The organism is Polaromonas sp. P4_F9 (genome assembly GCF_056401235.1).
The window spans coordinates 314,903-336,385 of sequence record NZ_JBFUJT010000002.1; the positions used below are offsets into that span (position 1 = coordinate 314,903).

General features: G+C 61.1%; 18 protein-coding genes. 4 read left to right on the top strand and 14 right to left on the bottom strand.

The window, feature by feature from the left end; genetic code table 11:
* Window positions 1-58: 58 nt before the first annotated feature.
* Genes AC1DUB_RS03590 through AC1DUB_RS03605 form a run of 4 tightly spaced genes read right to left on the bottom strand, consistent with a single transcriptional unit; the run spans window position 59 to window position 2,551 of the window.
* Window positions 59-1,021 carry an aspartate carbamoyltransferase catalytic subunit gene (locus AC1DUB_RS03590; RefSeq protein WP_477720627.1) on the bottom strand — a complete coding sequence of 321 codons (963 nt, stop codon included), beginning with the start codon at window positions 1,019-1,021 and terminating at the stop codon, window positions 59-61.
* Window positions 1,022-1,047: 26 nt separating this feature from the next.
* Window positions 1,048-1,554: a bifunctional pyr operon transcriptional regulator/uracil phosphoribosyltransferase PyrR gene (gene pyrR / locus AC1DUB_RS03595; protein ID WP_477728339.1), complete on the bottom strand. Its 507-nt coding sequence runs from the start codon at window positions 1,552-1,554 to the stop codon at window positions 1,048-1,050.
* Window positions 1,551-1,967, bottom strand: a complete 417-nt coding sequence (gene ruvX / locus AC1DUB_RS03600; protein ID WP_477728340.1) for a Holliday junction resolvase RuvX — start codon at window positions 1,965-1,967, stop codon at window positions 1,551-1,553. Before ruvX ends, pyrR begins: the two co-directional genes overlap by 4 nt.
* Window positions 1,964-2,551, bottom strand: coding sequence for a YqgE/AlgH family protein (locus AC1DUB_RS03605; RefSeq protein ID WP_477720630.1), 588 nt, complete (start codon window positions 2,549-2,551; stop codon window positions 1,964-1,966). The genes ruvX and AC1DUB_RS03605 overlap by 4 nt, the downstream gene beginning before the upstream one ends.
* 126 nt (window positions 2,552-2,677) lie before the next feature.
* Between AC1DUB_RS03605 and AC1DUB_RS03610 the strand changes: the two genes are divergently transcribed.
* Complete coding sequence (locus AC1DUB_RS03610; RefSeq protein WP_477728341.1) at window positions 2,678-4,189, top strand: cryptochrome/photolyase family protein; 1,512 nt, start codon at window positions 2,678-2,680, stop codon at window positions 4,187-4,189.
* Between the two features lie 44 nt (window positions 4,190-4,233).
* On the opposite strand, the gene AC1DUB_RS03615 is transcribed toward AC1DUB_RS03610, so the two are convergent.
* The 6 genes from AC1DUB_RS03615 to AC1DUB_RS03640 all read right to left on the bottom strand — a co-directional run bounded on the left by AC1DUB_RS03615 (window position 4,234) and on the right by AC1DUB_RS03640 (window position 14,468).
* Window positions 4,234-10,503, bottom strand: coding sequence for a hybrid sensor histidine kinase/response regulator (locus AC1DUB_RS03615; RefSeq protein WP_477728342.1), 6,270 nt, complete (start codon window positions 10,501-10,503; stop codon window positions 4,234-4,236).
* Window positions 10,504-10,571: 68 nt separating this feature from the next.
* A complete protein-coding gene (locus AC1DUB_RS03620) occupies window positions 10,572-12,866 on the bottom strand; it encodes a methyl-accepting chemotaxis protein (RefSeq protein WP_477720632.1) in 2,295 nt (764 codons plus the stop codon).
* Window positions 12,867-12,897: 31 nt separating this feature from the next.
* Window positions 12,898-13,428: a chemotaxis protein CheW gene (locus AC1DUB_RS03625; RefSeq protein ID WP_477720633.1), complete on the bottom strand. Its 531-nt coding sequence runs from the start codon at window positions 13,426-13,428 to the stop codon at window positions 12,898-12,900.
* Between the two features lie 21 nt (window positions 13,429-13,449).
* On the bottom strand, window positions 13,450-13,815 hold the full coding sequence (locus AC1DUB_RS03630) for a response regulator transcription factor (RefSeq protein ID WP_477720634.1): 366 nt from the start codon (window positions 13,813-13,815) through the stop codon (window positions 13,450-13,452).
* Window positions 13,815-14,213: a response regulator gene (locus tag AC1DUB_RS03635; protein WP_477720635.1), complete on the bottom strand. Its 399-nt coding sequence runs from the start codon at window positions 14,211-14,213 to the stop codon at window positions 13,815-13,817. Before AC1DUB_RS03635 ends, AC1DUB_RS03630 begins: the two co-directional genes overlap by 1 nt.
* Window positions 14,214-14,294: 81 nt before the next feature.
* Window positions 14,295-14,468 (bottom strand): rubredoxin, encoded by a 174-nt coding sequence (locus tag AC1DUB_RS03640; protein ID WP_477720636.1) that lies wholly within the window; start codon window positions 14,466-14,468, stop codon window positions 14,295-14,297.
* Window positions 14,469-14,550: 82 nt separating this feature from the next.
* Here AC1DUB_RS03640 and thiD point away from each other — a divergent pair, with 82 nt between their 5' ends.
* On the top strand, window positions 14,551-15,516 hold the full coding sequence (thiD, locus tag AC1DUB_RS03645) for a bifunctional hydroxymethylpyrimidine kinase/phosphomethylpyrimidine kinase (RefSeq protein ID WP_477728343.1): 966 nt from the start codon (window positions 14,551-14,553) through the stop codon (window positions 15,514-15,516).
* Entirely contained in the window at window positions 15,497-16,825 is a 1,329-nt protein-coding gene (hemL, locus tag AC1DUB_RS03650) for a glutamate-1-semialdehyde 2,1-aminomutase (RefSeq protein WP_477728344.1), read from the top strand. The genes thiD and hemL overlap by 20 nt, the downstream gene beginning before the upstream one ends.
* A gap of 260 nt (window positions 16,826-17,085) precedes the next feature.
* Here hemL and purH read toward each other — a convergent pair whose 3' ends face one another.
* From purH to dusB, 3 genes are read right to left on the bottom strand one after another with little or no spacing between them, the layout of a single operon-like run.
* Window positions 17,086-18,669, bottom strand: a complete 1,584-nt coding sequence (gene purH, locus AC1DUB_RS03655; protein WP_477728345.1) for a bifunctional phosphoribosylaminoimidazolecarboxamide formyltransferase/IMP cyclohydrolase — start codon at window positions 18,667-18,669, stop codon at window positions 17,086-17,088.
* Window positions 18,670-18,725: 56 nt separating this feature from the next.
* Entirely contained in the window at window positions 18,726-18,962 is a 237-nt protein-coding gene (locus tag AC1DUB_RS03660; protein WP_011482085.1) for a Fis family transcriptional regulator, read from the bottom strand.
* Window positions 18,959-20,029: a tRNA dihydrouridine synthase DusB gene (dusB, locus tag AC1DUB_RS03665; protein WP_477728346.1), complete on the bottom strand. Its 1,071-nt coding sequence runs from the start codon at window positions 20,027-20,029 to the stop codon at window positions 18,959-18,961. Before dusB ends, AC1DUB_RS03660 begins: the two co-directional genes overlap by 4 nt.
* A gap of 170 nt (window positions 20,030-20,199) precedes the next feature.
* Here dusB and AC1DUB_RS03670 point away from each other — a divergent pair, with 170 nt between their 5' ends.
* Window positions 20,200-20,682, top strand: coding sequence for a YqaA family protein (locus AC1DUB_RS03670; RefSeq protein ID WP_477728347.1), 483 nt, complete (start codon window positions 20,200-20,202; stop codon window positions 20,680-20,682).
* Between the two features lie 43 nt (window positions 20,683-20,725).
* Here the strand turns inward: AC1DUB_RS03670 and AC1DUB_RS03675 are convergent, their stop codons facing one another.
* A complete protein-coding gene (locus AC1DUB_RS03675) occupies window positions 20,726-21,472 on the bottom strand; it encodes an rRNA pseudouridine synthase (RefSeq protein ID WP_477728348.1) in 747 nt (248 codons plus the stop codon).
* Window positions 21,473-21,483: the final 11 nt, after the last annotated feature.

The window sequence follows — 21,483 nt, forward strand, 5'->3', positions numbered from 1 at the left end:
AGTTCAGCCCCCTTGGGGGGCAGCGCAGTACACGAAGTGACAAGCGTGGGGGCCATGTTCATGCTTCATTCCCTGCAACGATGCCCATGACAGCCATGCGCACTGCGATACCGAAGGTAACCTGCGGCAGGATGACGCTCTGCGTGCCATCGACCACCGCCGAGTCAATTTCAACACCCCGGTTGATGGGCCCCGGGTGCATGACGATGGCATCGGGCTTGGCCAGTTGCAGCTTTTCGTTGGTCAGGCCAAAGCTCTTGAAGAACTCCTGGCTGCTGGGCAGCAGGGCGCCCGACATGCGTTCGTTTTGCAGCCTGAGCATGATGATCACGTCAGCGTCCTTGATGCCCTCTTCCAGCGTGTTGCAGACGCGCACACCCATCTGCGCCATGTCAGCAGGCACCAGTGTCTTGGGGCCCACCACGCGCACTTCGGGGCAACCCAGCGTGGTGAGCGCATGAATGTCAGAGCGCGCCACGCGCGAATGCAGCACATCGCCCACGATGGCGACCGTCAGATTGCTGAAGTCTTTCTTGTAGTGGCGAATGGTGTACATGTCCAGCAGGCCCTGCGTCGGGTGGGCATGACGGCCATCGCCCGCATTGATCACATGCACGTGCGGTGCGACATGCTGGGCGATCAGGTAGGGCGCACCGGATTCGCCGTGGCGCACCACAAACAGGTCGGCGGCCATGGCGCTCAGGTTGGCGATGGTGTCCAGCAGCGACTCACCCTTGGAGGCCGACGAACGCGCGATATCGAGGTTGATCACGTCGGCCGACAGGCGCGTGGCCGCAATTTCAAAGGTGGTGCGGGTGCGGGTGGAGTTTTCAAAAAACAGGTTGAAAACGCTCTTGCCGCGCAGCAGCGGCACTTTTTTGACCTCACGGTTGTTCACGCTGACAAAGTTGGCGGCCGTGTCCAGAATCTGCGTCAGGATCGCCTTGGGCAGGCCTTCTATCGACAGCAGGTGGATCAGCTCGCCGTTCTTGTTGAGTTGTGGGTTTCGTCGGTACAACACGCTTGGGACTCCTCTTTTTCTTTAAATTACCGGTCCTGGACCTGAAAGCTGAAGCGGCCGTCTTCAGCACGCGCCAGCTCAAGGGTTTGCGAGGCAGGCAGGGCCACCCGCGCCACGGCCAAGTCGGGTTGCACCGGCAACTCGCGCCCGCCCCGGTCCACCAGCACCACCAGCTTGACGCTGGCGGGCCGGCCGTAGTCAAACAGTTCATTGAGCACCGCGCGGATGGTGCGGCCGGTATAAAGCACATCGTCCACCACAATCAGGTGGGCACCGTTCACATCAAAGGGCAGCAAGGTTTGCCCACTGGAGGCCAGGCCGCGCTGTGAAAAATCATCACGGTGCATCGATGAAGACAGAATGCCGGCCTCTTGCGCCAAACCCAGGTCCTTTTGCAAGCGCTGTGCCAGCCAGGCACCGCCTGAGGCAACCCCCACCAGCAGCGGTGGCTGGTCGTAGGAGGTCAGTTGCAGTCGCAGGCCCCGCAGCAAATCGCTGTACAGCGCCTCAGCGTCCAGTGTCAGACTGCTCATGGAAGACTCCTTAAAAATTGCTCAAGAATTATGCAGGCAGATGCCGCATCAGCGTCCGCCGCGCCGCCGGCCAGGGCCTCGGTCGTGCTGTAGCGCTCATCGACCTCGAACACCTTGAGGCCGAAGCGTGCCCGCAACTGGCGGGAAAATTTTTGCGCGCGTCGGGTATTTTCGTGGCTCGCGCCATCCGGATGAAACGGAACACCAACGACGAGCGCATCGGGCTGCCATTCCCTGATCCGGAGTTCAATCGCCTTGAGGCGGGCATCGCCCGTGGCGGCAATGGTTGCCTGGGGCGTGGCGGTGCGGGTCAGCACATTGCCGGTCGCAACGCCGGTGCGTTTGAGGCCGAAGTCGAAAGCCAGAAATGTTTGAAGACGCGCAGTCGAAAGAGGCACGGCCGCCAGGCTCATGCGTGACCGGCGTCGGGAGACAGCATCCAGCTCTGCAGGCCCAGCAGCATCAGGGCCTTGTCGTAGCGCTGCTCCACCGGCGTGTCAAAAATCACCGCCACATCGGCAGGCACAGTCAACCAGCTGTTGTCCGAGATTTCCGATTCCAGCTGACCCTCGCCCCAGGCTGAATAACCGAGCGAGACAAACACCTTGCGCGGGCCGGCGCCGGTCGACAGCGCCTCCAGAACATCCTTGGAGGTGGTCATTTCCAGCCCCCCGGGAATCGTCATGGTCGACGCATACACCGACTCGCTGCCGGGCATCATGGATTCGTGGAGCACGAACCCCCGCTCGGTTTGCACGGGGCCACCCTGAAACACCGGCGCCTCGGTGAGGTCGTCGCGGTGTAGCGGTAACTCAACCTTGTCAAACAGGTTCTTGAGGTTGATGTCGCTGGGCTTGTTGATGACCAGGCCCAATGCCCCGCGGTCGCTGTGTTCGCACATGTACACGACGCTTTTGGCAAAGGCTTCATCCTCCAGCCCGGGCATCGCGATCAGGAAATGATGCGTCAGGTTGATCAGTGCGGAATCCGTAGCCATGCCATGATTTTACGCGCACTCTAATGGAAAACACCGAGTTGGCGGCAGGCTCCGCGGAAAACCCGCCGGCAGAGCCCGCCTGCCCCAACTCGCCCCAGTTCGCCCTACTTGGCTACCATCGATTCCATGTCAAAAAAATACCGGACCGGCCTGATGTGGTTCAAGCGGGATTTGCGTGCCGAGGACAATGCCGCGCTCTACCACGCCCTGAAGTCGTGCCACCAGGTGTTTTGCCTGTTCCTGTTTGACCGGGACATCCTGAACGGCCTGCCCCGGGCTGACCGGCGCGTGGAATTCATCCGGGAATCCCTGGTCGACCTGAGCGGGCAATTGCACGGCCTGGCCCGCCAGGGCGGGTGCGCCGCCGGGACCGCCTTGCTGGTGCGCCATGCCAGGCCCAGCGAGGCCCTGGGAACGCTGGTTACAAAGCTTTCCATAGATGCGGTGTTCACCAACCATGACGACGAGCCCCAGGCCCTGGCGCGCGACGTCGCGGTGCAAGCGCTGCTGGCCAGCCACGGCGTGGCGTTCCACAGCTTCAAGGATCACGTCATTTTTGAACGCACGGAGGTGCTGACGCAGGCCGGCAAACCCTACAGCGTATTCACCCCCTACAAAAATGCCTGGCTGAAAAAGGTCGACAGCTTCTATTTCAAGCCCTATCCGGTGGCGCGGTATGCCGATGCCCTCGCCCCCCTGCCGGGCGGTGAGCCGCCTGCTATTCCATCGCTGGATACGCTGGGATTTGAGAAAACCAACCTGTCGGCGCTGAAAATCCCCACAGGAAGCCGGGGTGGAACTGCGCTTTTTGAGGAGTTTCTGGGCCGCATCAGACTCTACCGGGACACGCGCGACTTTCCGGCCGTCAAAGGCCCAAGCTACCTGGGCGTGCACCTGCGTTTTGGCACGATCTCGATCCGCAAGATGGCTTCAACGGCCTTGCAGCAGCAAAACGAGGGAAGCGAAGGCGCCGCCACCTGCCTCAGCGAATTGATCTGGCGGGATTTTTATGCCCAGATTCTGAGCAACTACCCCCATGCTGCAACCCGTGCGTTCAAGCCCGAATATGACGCCATCGTGTGGGAAAGCGGCGAAATAGCCACCACCCGCTTCCAGGCCTGGTGTGATGGCCGCACGGGCTACCCGCTGGTAGACGCGGCCATGGCGCAGATCAACCAGACGGGCTACATGCATAACCGCCTGCGCATGGTAACCGCCAGTTTTCTGGTGAAGGACCTCGGCATAGACTGGCGCTGGGGTGAGCGCTACTTTGCCGAAAAACTCAATGATTTTGACCTGTCAGCCAACAATGGAGGCTGGCAGTGGGCGGCCAGTACCGGTTGCGATGCGCAGCCTTATTTCCGCATCTTCAATCCGGTCAGCCAGAGCGAAAAATTTGACGCGGAAGGCAAGTTCATCCGTAAATACCTGCCGGCCCTGGAAAGACTGCCCACCCCATGCCTGCACAGCCCCTGGCTGGCCAAACCGGTTGAACTGAGCGCGGCGGGCGTGTTGCTCGGGCAAAACTACCCAAGGCCCATCGTCCAGCACGATGAAGCGCGGGCACTGACGCTACAGCGCTACGCGGTGGTCAAAAAAACCCTGACCCTGCTCCGCTCTAATCCGCTCTGTTTTTGACAGCTTCCCATGCCCTCCCGGCATGGCAAGGCTGCCTCTTACTTTTATGCAGACGCAGGGATGTCTGCTGCGCAGTAATGACGCACCAGGCTCATCAACTCTTCTTCGGAATAAGGTTTTCCCAGGTAGTGGTCCACCCCCAGCTCCTTGGCATGCTCGCGATGCTTCTCGGCAATCCGTGAAGTGATCATGATGATGGGCAGGCTGTTGAGGCGTACATCGGCACGGATGTTACGCGCCAGATCAAAACCATCCATGCGCGGCATTTCAATATCCGACAAGACCACCGTAGGCCGCTCTTCCTGCAACCTTTCGAGGGCCTGCAGGCCGTCGGCCGCCATGGCCACCCGGTAACCTTCGCGCTGTAACAGGCGCTGCGTGACACGCCGCACGGTAATCGAGTCGTCAACCACCAGGATCAGGGGGATTTGCGGTGCGGCAGGAAGCAGTGCAACCGCCTTGTCGGCGCCGCTACCCAGCTCCTCGAGCATGTGCGGCTCCGCCCGGTCAGTACTCCAGGCCCGTGCCTGCTGGCCATACACGGAAGCCAGCGCGACCGGGTTGTAGATCAGCACGACGGCACCCGAAGCCAGCACAGACATGCCCGCCAAACCCGGCAGGCGCGACAGCTGCGGCCCCAGGTTTTTCACCACGACCTCCTGGTTGCCCAGCACTTCATCGACATGCAAGGCCATGCGCTGGGCCGCACTTCGGAAAATAACCACCGGCGTGGTCTTGCCCTGGGTCTCGCTGCTGTGGTGCGAAGCTTGCAGCAATGCACCCGACCAGAAGAAGGGGACGGCTTCGCCAGCGACCTCAAGCGTGCCGCTGTTATAGGCCTGCTGCAGTTCCTTGGCAGTAGCGCGGCGCACGGTTTCGACCACATTGGCCGGCACGCCCACCGACTGCTTGCCGGCTCGAATCATCACCACCTGGGTCACTGCAGTGGTCAATGGCAGCACCAGTTTGAAGTGCGTCCCCTTGCCGGACACGGTAGTGGTTTCAATCCGGCCGCCCAGTGCGTTGACCTCCGCGCGAACCACATCCATGCCGATGCCACGCCCGGCAAGTTCGGTCACCTGTGCGGCAGTCGTAAAACCAGCCGTGAAAATCAGGTTGGCGGCTTCCTGGTCATCCAGGGATTGTTCTGGCGTCACCAGCCCGAGGCTCACGGCCTTCTCGCGAATGCGCTGCAGATTCAGGCCGGCGCCGTCATCGCTGAAATCCACCGAAACGTCGTTGCCCTCATGGCGCAGATGAACGGTGATGAGCCCCACAGGGTCCTTGCCGGCTTCGGCACGAACCTGCGGGTCTTCAATACCATGTGCCACGCAGTTGCGCAGCAAATGCTCAAACGCGGGCGTCATGCGGTCCAGCATGCCGCGGTCCATCTCGATGGTGCCACCCAGCAGGTCCAGCTTCACCTGCTTGCCGGTTTCCTTGGAGGCTTGCCGCACCACACGGTACAGACGCTCGGAAATCCCTTCAAACTCCACCATGCGCGTGCGCAGCAGGTCGCGCTGCAATTCGCGGGTCTGGCGGGCCTGTGCAATCAGGTCATCCTCGGTGGCTTCCACCGTACGCTGCAGGGTACGCTGCACGGTTGCCACGTCATTGACCGACTCGGCCATCATGCGCGTCAACTCCTGCACGCGGGTGAACCGGTCAAACTCGAGCGGATCAAATCCGGCCTGAGCCTCCTTGGCCTGCGCCAGTCGCGACTGCATCTGCGTTTCAGCCTGCAATTCAATATCGCGCAGCTGCTGGCGCAAACGGTTCAAGTTACCGCTCATGTCATTCAGCGAACCGCGCAGCTGGCCGAGTTCGGCTTCCAGGCGGGACCGCGTGATCATGACTTCACCCGCCTGGGTGACCATCCGGTCAAGCAACTGGGATCGCACACGGATGGAAGCTGTTGCCGCCTGGCGCAGGGGCTGCATGGCCATGGCCTGCGGCGCGGGGATGGCCAGTTTCCCGGCGCTGGCGCTGGTACTGATGGCACTGATGCTGTTGCTTGCGTCAGCTGCAGCAGGCTCCTTGGCCGGGGACTGTTGGGCGTCCTCCGAAATTGTTGACGCCACAGGGGCTGCGGCCTCGGCTGGCGGCTCAACGGCAGCCAGGGGAGTCAAGGGCACTGCAGCAGCCGCGGCGTCTGCACGTCGCAAGTCTTCGAAAGTGGCCTGCATGGCGTCAAAACGCGTCAACAGCGATTCGAAATCCTGGGTGACTGCGGCGTCGGACCCCAGATGCTCGATTTCCGATTCAATGCGGTGAGCCATTTCACCCAGCCGCAAGGCGCCCGCCAGACGGGCACTGCCCTTGAGCGTATGCAGAGCGCGCAGAACCTCCATGCGTGCACCCAGGTTGTCGGGCCGGGCCGACCATTGCCGCAGCGCGCCGCCCAGTTGGGGCATGAGCTCTGCGCCTTCCTCTTCAAAAATCGGAAACAGATCAGGATCGATGGCGTCAATCGCGTCGATGTCGTCTTCGTCTTCCTCATCCCGGCGTGCGGCGGCTGCGGCGGCCATGGAGGCCCTGGTCGCAGTCGACACCAAAACAGGCGCTGGTGGCACCAGCCGCACCGGCGAAGCGATGACTACTGGGGATGCCGGGGGTGGCACGATCGGACCTGACGCCACCGCCATGCTGGCGTCCGCGATTTCAGCTTCAGCTTCCCGCGGTTGAGTCGGCTCAATGCTGACCTCCTCGGCCGGCGGGGCTTCAAATGGGAAGTCAAGCTCGGAAGATTCGCCCGCAGGGGGCAGAACCGAGTCAAAGAAGTCAAGTTGCCGCAAGCGTTCAAGCACGCCGCTGTCGGACTCCTTGAGGAAGCCGGCGGCAAACTGGTGCAGCAACCGGCGTATATCTTCCGCCGCATCCACGAAGACCTGGCCATACTTGGCGGCGCCATTGCGGTGGTGAGCCTGGGACTGCTGCAGTGCATGTTCGAGCGCCCGGGCCATTTCCGACAATGCATAAAACCCGACCGTCGCAGAACTGCCCGCGAGGGAGTGGGCAAGCGCCACCGTGGAATCACTGACCGGCTGGTGGCGCTCAATCACCCATTCGGCGACTTCCAKGACCAGTCGGCGCGACCACTCATCAGCCTCGTTCAAATAGACGTTGTAAAGAGGGATGCCTATGCGCAGCGCCCCAATGACCTTGACCTGCTCATCACCATTGCCGTCGACCTGCAAAAGATCACTGAGGGAATCCTGAAACGCCGCAATGTCCAGCGCCGCCGGGGCTTCGTCAATTTGCGGCGGAACAGGCTCAACCTCCTCAAAACTCACGGTCGCATCAACGACCTCGGGCACGGCTGCAAGCAGTTCGGCGGAAGGAATTTCAAACCCGGCGGGTATAGCCAGGTCAGGCATCAGAATGTCCACAACGTCTACAGCATCCACAGCGTCCAGTTGGAAGTGCTTGTCAAACTCTTCCACCGACAATTCAACCGCCTGCCCGGACTCGGATTCGAGCGACAGGCTCAAAAGCTCACCCTCAGCCACACGCTGGGCAGAATCGGCCGGCGCATCGCTCTCCGCAGAAAGCGCAGAAAGGCTGTCGAAATCAATGCCTTCGATATCGATATCCATTGCAGGTGCGCCTGCCTGTCCGACAGCCACGACGACCGGCGCTGCGGCAGCAATAGCATCGTCAAAGTCGAGATTGAACTCAAAAGGAGATTCAACGGCTACGTCGGCAGGTGTTTCACTGCCGACGCTGACAGGGTCAGGTGTGCCAGACTCCAGTTGAAGTTCTGGCAGTTCAAGCGTTCCAGCCGTTGCCGTGTCATCGACGGTTGGGGCAGGGCCAGGCGCTTCAACCGACACAAACAGGTTCAACGGGACGTAGCGCCCGGAGGTACCCATGGCGTCAGCACTGCTGCTGAAGGCAGAGGCGGACCACGAAGCATCCTCGTTCGCGGCAATATCTTCAATCCACTTTGCAAAGCCGTTCATGGCCTCCGTGGCCAGGCTCTTGAACGCATCGGTCGCCGTTTTTTGGTCCGCCAACCAGCTATTGAGCATTTGTTCGAGCGACCATGCTGCTTCACCGAACTCGTTGAGTCCGACCATTCGCGAGCTGCCTTTGAGCGTGTGAAATGCGCGCCGCAGCACCGTCAGCTGGGAAACATCGCCGGGATCGCTTGCCAACGCCAAAAGCGCTTCCTGGCCGTTGCCGACGACCTCGCGCGCCTCTTCAAGGAAAATATCGCGCAAGTCATCTTCTTCAAAATCTGCCGAAGCGAGCGGACCGGCCGGCGCGGCTGGCGCCTCCTGCGTCATCGAGGATGCCAGCGATGTCAACGCAACAGCGGTGGCGTCGGCATTGTTGGCCGACACGGCCTTCGCCGCCTCACGGGCGCTCTGGGCCAGGGCAGGCTGTTCGGCCAGCGCCGCATGTGTGGCCAACGCATCCAGTCTGCCCGTGAGGTTTCCATCGCCCCCGCCACCCCCCGCGTCCTGCACCACCGAGATCAGTTCACGCGACAGCAGATCGCTGTTCACCGTCACGGCAGAAGCTGCGCTCGCCGGGCTTTGCGTGCGGCCCATCAGCGGCTTGAGTTCGCCTTTTTCTTCATCATAGACAAACAGCTTTTTCGCCAGCACTGGCTGGTAATTGAGCATGTCAATCAGAAAACTCAGTGCACCGAGGTTATTGCCGAGATGATCAAATGTGCCGGCGGATCGCACCAATTGCTCATCGATTTCGGTGACGAGCATTTGCTCCACGCTCTCCTTCATGCGTAAAACCGCATGGGATGCCTGGTCAAGCCCCAGCACCGACAACACACCACGCATCTGTGAGAGCTGCCCGGGTACCGCCTGCAGTGCGGTCTTGTCCTGCGGGTTGCGAAAGAACACATCCAGTGACTTTTCGAGCTCGCCCAGAGATACGCGCAACTCACCCACCACACTGCCCATGGTCTGCTTGTCGCTGACACGGCGGTATAACTCCTCCATCCAGCCTTCCATCGGCTGCGGCTCACCACCGGCCCGGACACCCTCCAGACGTTCTGCCAGATTGGCCGTTCGCACGGTCAACTGGGGATCGTTGGGATCCAGGTCGTCAAAGGCAGCTTCCAGATAAAGCACCGAGGTCGCCACCTCCATGGCCAACTCAATACCCGGTGGCTGGCCGGAGCGAACCGTGGTTTCGATCGCACGGGTCAGGGCTTTTGCAAAAGGCTCGCTCGGTGGATGGAGTTTGAGCAGGGAATCGGTCACCAGGCTGAATTGGTCGACCACCGTCTTGAACTTGCTGGCATCCCCGGCAGAAAGTGACGACCATGTCTCCTTGGCCGAGGTGATCCGTTTGCGCGCTTGAGCCAGCAGTGCCGGATCGAAGCGGCCAAACTGAACAAGTTCGTAATCGACCGGTTTGAACCGGTTGAGACCATACACCGATCGAACGGCGGACAGTACCGGGGTATCAGCGGCCTGAGTGGAAACCGCCTGCGCGCAGAAAAAGAGCAGATCCAGCACCAACCGGTCCGATATCGCCACATCGCCTTTTCCCAGCGAGGCATATTGAAGCAATATCCGGGACGCAGCGCGCCGGACATACAGATCAGAGCCCAGCAAATCATGCTCGACAGCTTCAAAGTAAGCCGCCGCAATTTTCCAGAAAATCCGGGGCTGGCGATCGGCTTGCCTGGCAGAAAAGCCAAGACTCAAGTCCTTGAGATTCCGGGCAGCCTCGGGCGCTTTGCCCTTCATGAGCTGGAGCACCGACTGGTCCAGCAAGGCACGCGCGCCGCTGTCGTAGTTCCGGGGTTCAGCCATCGCGGCCAGCTCAGGCTCGAGCCAGCGCCACTCAAAGGGCCACAAGTCGGCAGGGTGGATGCGGTCCGCACGCACCAGTTCCTGGACTTCGCGATACTGCGGGAACAGTGAAACCGCAGACACGGGCTTGTCCGCCAGCACACCTTCGAGGTATTCCGTCAACGCAAAGCTGGCACGCTCAATCCTGGCAGCGGCATCCTGACTGCATTGCTCAGGTTGCTGCACAAACTTCTGCACCGCGGCTTCCATGGCACGCAGCACCAGCGCGGGCCCTGGCAGCCCCACCATCTCCAGCGCACCTACAGCCTGGTGCAACTGCTGGCGCGCGATCCGCAACTGGTTCGCGTCAATCGCCGCGAGATCGGAACCCCGTGCGGCCTCGGCGTCCCGAACAAAGCGCTTGAGCGCCTTGGCCGCACCCTCCAGTGACTTGCGAAGTTCGTCCAGCACCCAAGCCAGTGGACCCAGATCGTTGACGGCGAGGTCAGGCTCGGCAGCTTTTGAATTCGGGACGTTGGATTGCATAGGTAACGGGCCGGTTCAGGAATCAGTGGCAAAGGCTGGGGTTGCTGTCAACGCACAACAGGCTGTCATCAGGCGATTTTGAATCGGGACACTGACTGGCGCAGCTCTTCGGCCATCCGGGAAAGGTCACGCACCTGCTGTGCCGTAGAACGGGTACCTTCTCCGGTTTGCTCCGTCACGGCAAAAATGTGCTGGATGTTACCGGCCACCACGTTGGCCGATGCGGCTTCCCGGGATGCTGAATTGGAAATCTGCTCAATCAGGTCGGCAAGGCGGCGTGACACCTGGTCAATTTCAGTGAGTGCCGTACCGGCGTTATCGGACAGCTTGGCTCCCTCAACCACACCCTGCGTGGAGCGCTCCATGGCGGCTACCGCATCCTGGGTGTCGGTCTGAATCGCTTTCACCAGCGCCGAAATCTGGCGCGTCGCATCGGCAGAACGTTCGGCCAGTCGCTGCACCTCTTCGGCAACCACCGAGAAGCCACGTCCGGCTTCACCGGCTGACGCCGCCTGAATGGCCGCGTTCAGCGCCAGGACGTTGGTTTGCTCGGTAATGTCCGAGATCAGCTCGGTAATCTCGCCAATCTCCTGGGACGATTCACCCAGCCGCTTGATCCGTTTGGAGGTTTCCTGAATCTGGTCCCGGATGGAGTTCATACCACCGATCGCGTTTTGCACCGCCTGCAAGCCGGATTCAGCGGCCGTCAGCGATTGGCGCGCCACCTGGGAAGATTCCTGCGCCTGGGTGGACACTTCGTTGATTCGGGACGCCATGTCAAGCACCGACTGGCCAGTCTCGCGAATCTCGCGCAGCTGTTCGGTCGACGCTGCCAGCAGCTCCGTGGATGTGCTTTCCACCTGCGCCGTCGTCTGCGCCACCCGGGTCGCCGTGTTCTGCACGTTACCCACCAGCTGGCGCAACTCCTCCACCGTGTAATTCACCGAGTCGGCAATGGCGCCGGTAATGTCCTCGGTCACCGTCGCTTCCTGGGTCAGATCGCCCTCAGCCACCGTCTGCAACTCGTTCATCAGGCGCAAAATGGCAGCCTGGTTGGCGTCGTTGACGCGCTTGGCGTCCTGCTCCTGGCTTTTGGCTTCCTGTCGCTGCGTCTCGGCAACCGCCTGCCGCTGCTGGCTGTCCTGCACCTGCAAACGGGCCAGACCTGCCGCGCACAGCAGCGCGAAGGCCGCCGCAATAACCAGAATCGTCAACGCCCCGACGCCCAGGCCGGTCTGGGAAGACAGCTTGCCCTGCAGATCCTCAAGGCCACGACGCAGCGGCTCACTGTCCGCAATGATCGAAGACTGGGCTTCGCGGGCCGACACCAGACCCTGCAAATTGCCCAAAATGGCGCCCGCCTGCACGCGCGTCTGCTCATAAAGCGCCATCAAGGCCTCCAGCCGCTCGCGGGTCTGCGGGTCTTTGGAGCCGGTCAGGCGCAGTTCGGGACTGCCATCCTGCAGACCCTGGGCAATTTCCTTGAAGGAGTTCAAATCCTTGCCCAGCAGGAACACAGCCTCGGGGCTCACACCTTCCATGGTCAGGAACTCGTTGGCAGACTTGCCGATCCGCTGGGTCAACATCACCAGCTGGCCGGACGCTGAAATTTCAGCGGGCGCCGCATTCTGCTGGAGCTTGAGCGAGGATACGGTTTCGGCGATTTCCAGCAAATCGGAAGACTGACGGTTAATGGTGCGCAGCGCGTTGCCCACCTGCGTCAGGATGTTTTGCTGACCCATCACGGTTTTGGCATTTTTCTCGGCCCGCTCCATGAAGGGCGTGACCTTTTCAACGTCCGGCTGCAATACATCGGCAACCGGCGCCAGGCGCAAGCTGTCCTCGCCGGACTTCAGGCCGCGCACGGTTTTGGCCAGCACGTCCGAGCTCTCGCGCACATCGGGGAAAGCCTGGGCACTGCCCACCAGAGCCTGCGATACAGACTTCGCCAGACGCTGCGACTGCATCAGTGACTGACCGGTTGCCGCCACCTGCTGGGCGACCTTGTCGGCCTGGTTCAGCGCCAGGAAGGTCACGGTACCCAACACCACCACCGCCAGAGCCAGCAAGCCCACCAGAATTCTCTGGTGCTGGCCTATGGTACGGCGACCCAGCAGGGGCAGCGAGAGCAGGTCGGGACTTTCCACCGACTCGCCCTCCTCGGTTGCCGCCACCCGGCTCGGTGCAAAGGCATCCAGGTTGCCGTCCATCTGGCGCATGGTTGCGGCATTGAGGGAGGCGGCTCCGCCCACGGTGGAGCCAAGGGGATCACCGGGCATACCCACGGAAGCCATGTCCATGCTGTCTTCGGGCTGGACAGACTTCGGTTTAAACAGCTTCTGGATATTTTCAATAACAGACATGGGGGAGCCTTCCGGGAGAAACACGTGCGCGCTATGCGCCGATCGTCAAAAAATGAGCTTGCTGGGCAAGCAGCTGAAGATTGATTTCCTGCCAGCTTGCACCATTGAGGTCAACGTACTGGTTGCCAAAAAATTCGGGCGCGTCAGGCGCCTTCTCGGAGAAATCGATGAAGGCATCCTGCTTGCGCAAACCGGCCAGCCTGTCGATCAGCAGGGCGCAATTGACTTCAAGTGCACTGTTGAGCGCAACAAGCCTCGACTCCGTGCGCGCAAGTTCGGTCTTCGGAGGCGGTGCCTCGCCGCTCACATAGCTTGCCAGGTCAACCACGCCAAAGAGGCCGCCGCGCAAATTGGCAACACCGGCAAACCAGGCCTGGGTGTAAGGGACCGTCTGCGTGTGAACCCATGGAAAAATTTCACCGGACTGGCTCAGGGGAAACAGGTAGTTCCTTCCGCCAGCCTCCACGGCCAGCCAGGATGCAGCAACGCCCTGCGTTCGCGCAACCTGCAACCTGTCGGCCAGCCGGGTTTGTAGCTCTCTGAGGGCTTGTCTGTTCGCCATGCTCTGGTTTTATGCGTGTGATCAGCCAAGGGCTTTGATTTTGGCCATCAACTCATCCGCATCCACAGGCTTGGTGATGTAGTCGCGAGCCCCCTGACGCATGCCCCACACCCGGTCGGTTTCCTGATTTTTACTGGTGCACATCATGATGGGGATGTCCGAATAAAGGGGATCGCGCGTGATGGCGCGGGTCAGCTGGAAGCCGTTTTGCCCTGGCATCACCACGTCCATCAGAATCAGTTCCGGCTTGTCTTCGGCCAGGCGGCGAAAGGCGTCTTCCGCGTTTTCTGCGGTTTTGACGGTGAAACCATTCTTGACCAGCAGATCGGTCAGATACATCAACTCAGTCTTGGAGTCATCAACTACCAATATTTTCTTAATCGCCATCAAACTACTCCTTGTTTTGCACTGCCAAGCGCCTGAACGGTCTGCAGCAGCTGATCTTTGGTAAAAGGCTTGGTCAGGTAGTCCTGTGAACCCACCATGCGACCCCGCGCCTTGTCGAACACGCCATCCTTGGAGGACAGCATCACAATGGGTACACCCGAAAACTTCGCATTGCGCTTGATAATCGCACAGGTTTGATAGCCATCCAGTCGAGGCATCAAAATGTCGCAAAAAATCAGGTCGGGCTCGTAGTCGTTGACCTTGGAGAGGGCGTCAAAGCCATCTTCGGCCAGCAATACTTCGTGACCTCCCTGCTTGAGGAAGATTTCGGCGCTGCGCCGGATCGTATTGCTGTCATCGATGACCAGGACCTTCAATCCGGAATTGGGAATGCTCACTGCCTTTGCTCCTGTTTTTGCGGACCCCCGGCACGATAGCACCAGGCGGCGACTGGACTGTTCAGGCAGGTGCCCAAACGCCTATATCTGAACCATTTCGAAATCTTCTTTACGCGCTCCGCATTCCGGGCAGGTCCAGTTCATGGGCACTTGGGCCCACGGTGTTCCCGGGGCAATGCCATGCTCGGGCGCACCAGCAGTTTCATCATAAATCCACCCACAGATCAAACACATCCACGTCATTGATTGAGTCACAGCTTAAGTTGCCTTCGAATAGAATGCAACAATTGTATCGAGGCGGCGTTGCTTATTCGCGTACAAGGCAAAATCGCAGCCTATGGCAAACCCCAACACCTCTTCACTGGACAGTCGGCAACTGCAAACCGAGGACAGCGACGCGTCTCCGGCATGCGTCATGACATTCAATGCCAACGATCCGAGCGGAGCGGGCGGGCTGGCGGCAGACATAACGGCGATTACATCCGCAGGAGCTCATCCGCTGGCTGTCGTCACCGGCACCTACGTGCGCGACACCGCGGAGATTTTTGATCATTTTGCATTCGACGAAGAGGCTGTCACCGACCAGGCGCGATCCGCACTCGAAGACATGCCGGTGTCGGCCATCAAGGTCGGCTTTGTCGGCAGCCCGGAAAACATCAGCACCATCGCCGAGATCGCGACCGACTATGCCGATGTACCGCTTATCGCTTACATGCCCAACCTGTCATGGTGGGACGAAAGCGAGATTGACAGCTACCTCGATGCCTTTCGCGAGTTGATGCTGCCGCAGACGACGGTGTTGGTCGGCAACCACAGCAGCCTGTGGCGCTGGTTGCTGCCTGACTGGCCGGGCGAGCGCAACCCCTCGGCCCGCGACATTGCCAAGGCCGCGGCCGACCTGGGCGTGCCCTACACGCTGGTGACCGGCATTCCCCTGCCGGACCAGTTCATCGACAACGTGCTTGCCACGCCGCAAGCGGTGTTGTACAGCGAAAAATTCGAGCGCTTCGAGGCGGTATTTTCCGGTGCCGGCGAAACGCTGTCTGCCGCCCTTTCGGCCCTGCTGGCCAATGGCCACGATCTGCAGGCCGCCACCGCCGAAGCCTTGACCTACCTTGATCACAGCCTGGATGCCGGTTTTCACCCCGGCATGGGCAACATCGTGCCGGACCGTCTGTTCTGGGCACAGGCCGATGTCGATGATGAAGAATCCGAAGACGAAGCAGGCGACACGCCAGACGATGCCGCACTGACGTCCAAGCCCCCTTTTGACCTGCCGCCCAATGGAACCACGAAACATTAAGCCCCACACTCCCGAGCACTCCCGCAACACCGAGTTGTTTGAGCGCGCCAAAAAGCTGATTCCCGGAGGCGTGAATTCACCGGTCCGGGCGTTCAAGGCCGTGGGGGGCACGCCGCGCTTTGTGCAGCGCGCCCAGGGCGCCTACTTCTGGGATGCCGACGACCAGCGCTACATCGACTACATCGGCTCGTGGGGGCCGATGATTCTGGGGCACGGACATCCCGCCGTGCTGGCGTCCGTCCAGAAAGCGCTGCTGGACGGTTTCTCGTATGGCGCACCGACGGAGCGCGAAGTGGAGCTGGCCGAGGAGCTTGTGCGCCTGGTGCCGTCCCTCGAGATGGTGCGGCTGGTGAGTTCCGGTACCGAAGCGGCCATGAGCGCCATCCGCCTGGCGCGCGGCGCAACCGGCCGCAGCAAGATCATCAAGTTTGAGGGCTGCTACCACGGCCACGCCGACGCCCTGCTGGTGAAAGCCGGCTCCGGCCTGGCCACCTTCGGCAACCCGACCAGCGCCGGTGTACCGCCCGAGGTGGTGCAGCACACCCTGGTGCTCGAATACAACCACCTGGCCCAGCTGGAAGAGGCCTTCGCCCTGCATGGCAACGCCATCGCCTGCCTGATGATCGAGCCGATTGCCGGCAACATGAATTTCGTGCGGGCCAGCATTCCTTTCATGAAGCGTTGCCGCGAGCTATGTACCCAGCATGGTGCGCTGCTGGTATTTGACGAAGTCATGACCGGCTTTCGCGTGGCCCTCGGTGGCGCGCAAAGCGTGTACGCCAAAAGTATTCCCGGTTTCAAGCCCGACATGACGGTGCTCGGCAAGGTGATTGGCGGCGGCATGCCGCTGGCGGCCTTTGGCGGGACCCGCGCCGTGATGGAACAGCTGGCGCCTTTGGGCCCGGTCTACCAGGCCGGTACGCTGTCGGGCAACCCGGTGGCCACCGCTTGCGGCCTGGCCACCTTGCACGAGATCCAGAAACCCGGTTTTTACGAAGCACTGGGGGAGCGCACGCGCAGCCTGGTCGCAGGCCTCACGCAGGCGGCCAACAAGGCGGGCGTGCCTTTTTGCGGTGACAGCGAGGGAGGCATGTTCGGTTTTTTCCTGCTCGGGCAACTGCCTCAAAACTACGCCACGGTCATGACGACCGATGGCCCGGCCTTCAACCGCTTTTTTCACGCCATGCTGGCCAGCGGGGTGTACTACGCGCCGGCGCTGTACGAAGCCGGCTTTGTCAGCTCGGCGCACAGCGCGGCGGATATTGATGCCACCGTGGATGCTGCCGCAAAGTTTTTTGCCGGGAGCTGAACTGGCCTCATGAGGTGAGGCGTTCTTTCGCTGAATACCCGGCGGATGGACCTGCCCGGGCGTCGCGGCATCACCGAAGATCGGGACCGGAACAGCGCATCAGGTCGTCAACTTCCGGCTGGGTCCTGAGAGCCCGCAGCCCAACATCAAAATGACCCGCCTCAATCTGCGCTAGCCCGCGATCAATTCAATAGCTGATCAATGGCTGACGATGCCCATTTAATCGGGGCCAGCGCTTTTCCTGATCAGGCAAACGCCTCTCAGTGCCTGAAGTGCCGCACACCGGTCAGCACCATCACCACCTCGCGGTCGTTGGCCGCGGCGATCACCTCATCATCGCGCATGCTGCCACCTGGCTGGATGACGCAGGTCGCCCCCGCATCCACCACCACATCAAGCCCGTCGCGGAAGGGAAAGAACGCATCGCTGGCAACCGCTGAACCCTGCAGCGTCAGGCCGGCGTTCGCAGCCTTGATCGAGGCGATGCGTGCCGAGTCGATACGGCTCATCTGGCCCGCACCCACACCCAGCGTCATGCCGCCCGAGCAGAACACGATGGCGTTGGATTTCACGTATTTCGCGACCTTCCACGCAAACAGCATGTCATGCAGTTGCTCCTGCGTCGGCTGCAGCTTGCTGACGACCTTCAGCTCGCCGATGGCCAGCGCGTGGTTGTCCGCAGTCTGCATCAGAAGGCCTGAACCCACACGCTTGACGTCGATCAAATTGCGGCCCTGCTTCCACGCCGTGTCGCCGCCGGGCGGCAGGTCAATCTGCAGAATCCRCACGTTGACCTTGGCTTTGAACACTTCCAGCGCTTCGGGCGAAAAGGCCGGCGCCATCAGCACTTCGACAAACTGCTTTGAAATTTGCAGCGCGGCGTGCTCGTCGAGAGGACAGTTCAAGGCGATGATGCCGCCGAACGCGGATGTGGGGTCGGTCTTGAAGGCCTTGCTGTAGGCCTCCAGCCCGTCCTTGCCCACGGCCACGCCACAGGGGTTGGCATGCTTGACGATCACGCAGGCGGCACCATCCTTGAGGAAATCAAAGCTCTTGACACATTCCCAGGCGGCGTCGGCATCGGCAATGTTGTTGTAGGAGAGTTCTTTGCCCTGCAACTGCCTGGCCGTCACGAGGGAGCCTGGCGCCGGGTACAAATCCCGGTACAGCGCGGCCTGCTGGTGCGAGTTTTCGCCATAACGCAAATCCTGCACCTTGATGAAACGGCCGTTGGCCTGGCCCGGGAACAGGCTGTGCGTGCCGTCGGCCTGAATGCCGGAAAGATAGTCGCTGATGGCGCCGTCGTACTGGCTGATGCGGTTGAAAGCCGCCACCGACAGGGCGAATTTGGTCTTGTCCGTCAGCTTGCCACCGGCCTTGAGTTCGTCCAGAACCCCTGCGTACTGCGAGGCATCGGTCAACACACCCACGTCTTTCCAGTTTTTGGCGGCCGAGCGCACCATGGCCGGACCACCGATGTCGATGTTTTCAATCGCGTCTTCCAGCGTGCAGCCGGCCTGGGCCACCGTCGCCTCAAACGGATAGAGGTTGACGACCAGCAGGTCAATCGTGTCGATCTGGTGCGCTTTCAGGGCGGCCATGTGCTCGGGCACATCGCGCCGTGCTAGCAGTCCACCATGCACCTTGGGATGCAGCGTCTTGACGCGACCGTCGAGCATTTCCGGAAAGCCCGTGAGTTCCGCCACCTCGGTCACCGGCAGGCCGGCATTGGCCAGCAATTTTGCCGTGCCGCCGGTGGAAATCAGCTTGACGCCCAGCGCATGCAGCGACTGGGCGAATTCGAGGATGCCGGTCTTGTCGGAGACGGAGATCAATGCGTTCATTTTTTGTCTTTGAAGAAATGCAGGTCCGGAAAACCGGACGGTGAAAAGTGAAGGGCTTATTTGATGAGCTTGTGCTCGACCAGCTTCTTGCGAAGGGTGTTACGGTTCAGCCCCAGCCATTCGGCGGCACGCGACTGGTTTTGCTCGGCATGCTGCATGACCACTTCCAGCAGGGGTTTTTCAACCACCCGGACCATCATGTCGTACATGCCGTCGGGATCGGTACCGCGCAAGTCCCTGAAATACCCTTCCAGACTGGTGCGTACGCACTCTTCTATGTGCTTTTTGCTCATGCAGCAGCTTCCTCCTGATTTTTATCTTTGTTCGTCCATGCCTGCCCCGGCCCGTTCCCGGCGTCTCCGATTGCCGGAATGCGGTCCATCCGGTCGCCAAGCTCCTCGAAAAACCCCCCGACCGCGCGCAACTGCGCGTCGCAGTCTTCCAGCAGATTCATCTTTGCGCGAAACACTTCACCCCCCGGCAAGGTCCTGACATACCAGCCGATGTGCTTGCGCGCCGTGCGCACGCCGGTGTAGCCGCCATACAGATCATAGTGATCCAGCAGATGGTCGAGCAACAGGCGTTTGACTTCCGCGACCAGCGGCGGCGCAAGATGCGTGCCGGTGGCCATGAAATGTGCAATCTCGCGAAAAATCCAGGGCCGTCCCTGCGCCGCACGACCAATCATCACGGCATCGGCACCGGTGTAAGCCAGCACATCGCGGGCCTTTTCGGGACTGCTGATGTCGCCGTTGGCCACCACCGGAATGCGCAGGGCAGACTTCACCGCGGCAATGGTGTCATATTCGGCCAACCCCTTGTAACCCTGCTCGCGCGTGCGGCCGTGCACGGTGACCATCTGCACGCCGGCACTTTCAGCCGCGCGCGCAATCACCAGGGCATTTTTGTGGGCCTGGCACCAGCCGGTGCGCATCTTGAGGGTGACGGGAACGCCATGGGGCGCGCAGGCGGCAACGACGGCCTGCACAATTTGCAGCGCCAGCGTTTCGTCCTGCATCAGGGCCGAGCCGGCCCATTTGTTGCACACCTTCTTGGCCGGGCAACCCATGTTGATGTCGATGATTTGTGCGCCGCGATCCACGTTGTAGGCCGCGGCTTCGGCCATCATCTGCGCGTCGGTGCCGGCAATCTGTACCGCAATTGGCGCAGCTTCGCCCACATGGTTGGCGCGACGTGAGGTCTTGAGGCTATCCCATAGATCGCGGCGCGAGGTCACCATCTCGCTGACCGCATAGCCCGCCCCCAGCTTTTTGCACAGCTGGCGGAACGGCCGGTCCGTCACACCAGCCATGGGCGCAACAAACAGTCTGTTTGCCAAAGCGTAGGGGCCAATGTTCATGGAAAAAATGGGGGCGCTGATTGCTGAAAACCGAAGGCATGATTGTAGCTGCCTAATATTTCAGCAATTGAAATTTGCATATGGGATTTTGTAAGCGCCCTGCCGACAGGCCTGCCTGCAGAACTTGCGCTGGCTGCTGCCTATACTCCAACGCTTATGCTCCAACGCTTATGGAAACCTGGATCCACCACATCGTAAAACTCCTTGCCTTGCCGGAATATGGTCTGAGCACGGTGTTTGTGGTGTCGTTCATCTCCGCCACGCTGTTACCGCTGGGTTCCGAGCCCGTGGTGTTCGGCCTCGTCAAGCTCAACCCTGAGATGTTCTGGCCGGTGGTGCTGGTCGCCAGTGCCGGCAACACCCTGGGCGGCGCCGTTGACTGGTGGATGGGCTACGGTGCGCACAAGGTGGTCGACAAATACAAACATTCGTCACACCATGGACACGCCATTCGCTGGCTGGAAAAACTCGGGCCCAAAGCCTGCCTGTTCGCCTGGCTGCCTGTTGTGGGAGACCCGCTGTGCGCTGTCGCCGGCTGGCTCAAGTTTCCCTTCTGGCCCTGCCTGGCCTACATGGCAGTCGGCAAGTTTGTACGCTACTTTTTGATGACGGGCACCTTGATCTGGGCATTTCCCGGTGTGATCGGCCCCTGAACGGCGGCCTTCCCGCCTGCCATCCGGGGCGATCGGGCCCGCCTCAAAACCGCTCGTGGGGCAACAGGTAGCGCCATTGGCCGGGCTGCAGGTTGCTCATGGGTACACGGCCAATGCGCAGGCGCTTCATGGCCTCCACCCGGAGCCCGACGCTTTCGCACATATAGGCCACCTGCCCGGGCCGCTCGCCCTTGAGCGCAAAACGCAGGCGCGCCTCGCTTTGCCAGCTCACCTTGGCCGGCGGCAGCAGCACGCCATGGAAGGTGAAGCCATGGTCAACGCGGTTCAGGCGCTCCAGGCCGCCGGGCTTGATCTCGCCCGTCACCTCCACGATCACCTCATGCTCAAGCACACCAGCATCTTCGCGAAGCTTGCGTGCCACACGCCAATCCTGGGTGAACACCACCAGCCCGCTGGCCGCCGTCGCCAGGGGCGTGACCAACTCAGCGGCGGAAAAATGTTTTTTGAGCGGACGAATGCCGGACCGGTCGTCCGGCGACTGGTTCGCGGCAACCAGAAGCCCGACGGCGGAGGGGACGCCACCGCCTGCCGGTGCGTCCAGCGCTGCCTCGTGGCCCGCCGGTTTGTGCAGCAGCAACGTAACCGGCGCGAGGGCCAGCAGACTGGCGTCTTTTGACAATTCGATGGTCTGGTCCAGCACGCGGAACTGGGGTTCTTCCACCACCACGCCGTCGACCGTGACCCAGCCGCCTTCGATGTACTGCTCTGCCTCACGGCGCGAACAGGACAGCATTTCAGCAAGACGTTTGGCGAGGCGTACAGGTTCCATGGAAAAAATCG

Coding starts and splice junctions, on each gene's coding strand:
- dusB (WP_477728346.1), bottom strand. CDS start 20,029: ATGAACATTGGCCCCTACGCTTTGGCAAACAGACTGTTTGTTGCGCCC.
- AC1DUB_RS03605 (WP_477720630.1), bottom strand. CDS start 2,551: ATGGCTACGGATTCCGCACTGATCAACCTGACGCATCATTTCCTGATC.
- ruvX (WP_477728340.1), bottom strand. CDS start 1,967: ATGAGCCTGGCGGCCGTGCCTCTTTCGACTGCGCGTCTTCAAACATTT.
- AC1DUB_RS03620 (WP_477720632.1), bottom strand. CDS start 12,866: ATGTCTGTTATTGAAAATATCCAGAAGCTGTTTAAACCGAAGTCTGTC.
- hemL (WP_477728344.1), top strand. CDS start 15,497: ATGGAACCACGAAACATTAAGCCCCACACTCCCGAGCACTCCCGCAAC.
- pyrR (WP_477728339.1), bottom strand. CDS start 1,554: ATGAGCAGTCTGACACTGGACGCTGAGGCGCTGTACAGCGATTTGCTG.
- AC1DUB_RS03660 (WP_011482085.1), bottom strand. CDS start 18,962: ATGAGCAAAAAGCACATAGAAGAGTGCGTACGCACCAGTCTGGAAGGG.
- AC1DUB_RS03630 (WP_477720634.1), bottom strand. CDS start 13,815: ATGGCGATTAAGAAAATATTGGTAGTTGATGACTCCAAGACTGAGTTG.
- AC1DUB_RS03670 (WP_477728347.1), top strand. CDS start 20,200: ATGGAAACCTGGATCCACCACATCGTAAAACTCCTTGCCTTGCCGGAA.
- AC1DUB_RS03610 (WP_477728341.1), top strand. CDS start 2,678: ATGTCAAAAAAATACCGGACCGGCCTGATGTGGTTCAAGCGGGATTTG.
- thiD (WP_477728343.1), top strand. CDS start 14,551: ATGGCAAACCCCAACACCTCTTCACTGGACAGTCGGCAACTGCAAACC.
- AC1DUB_RS03625 (WP_477720633.1), bottom strand. CDS start 13,428: ATGGCGAACAGACAAGCCCTCAGAGAGCTACAAACCCGGCTGGCCGAC.
- AC1DUB_RS03675 (WP_477728348.1), bottom strand. CDS start 21,472: ATGGAACCTGTACGCCTCGCCAAACGTCTTGCTGAAATGCTGTCCTGT.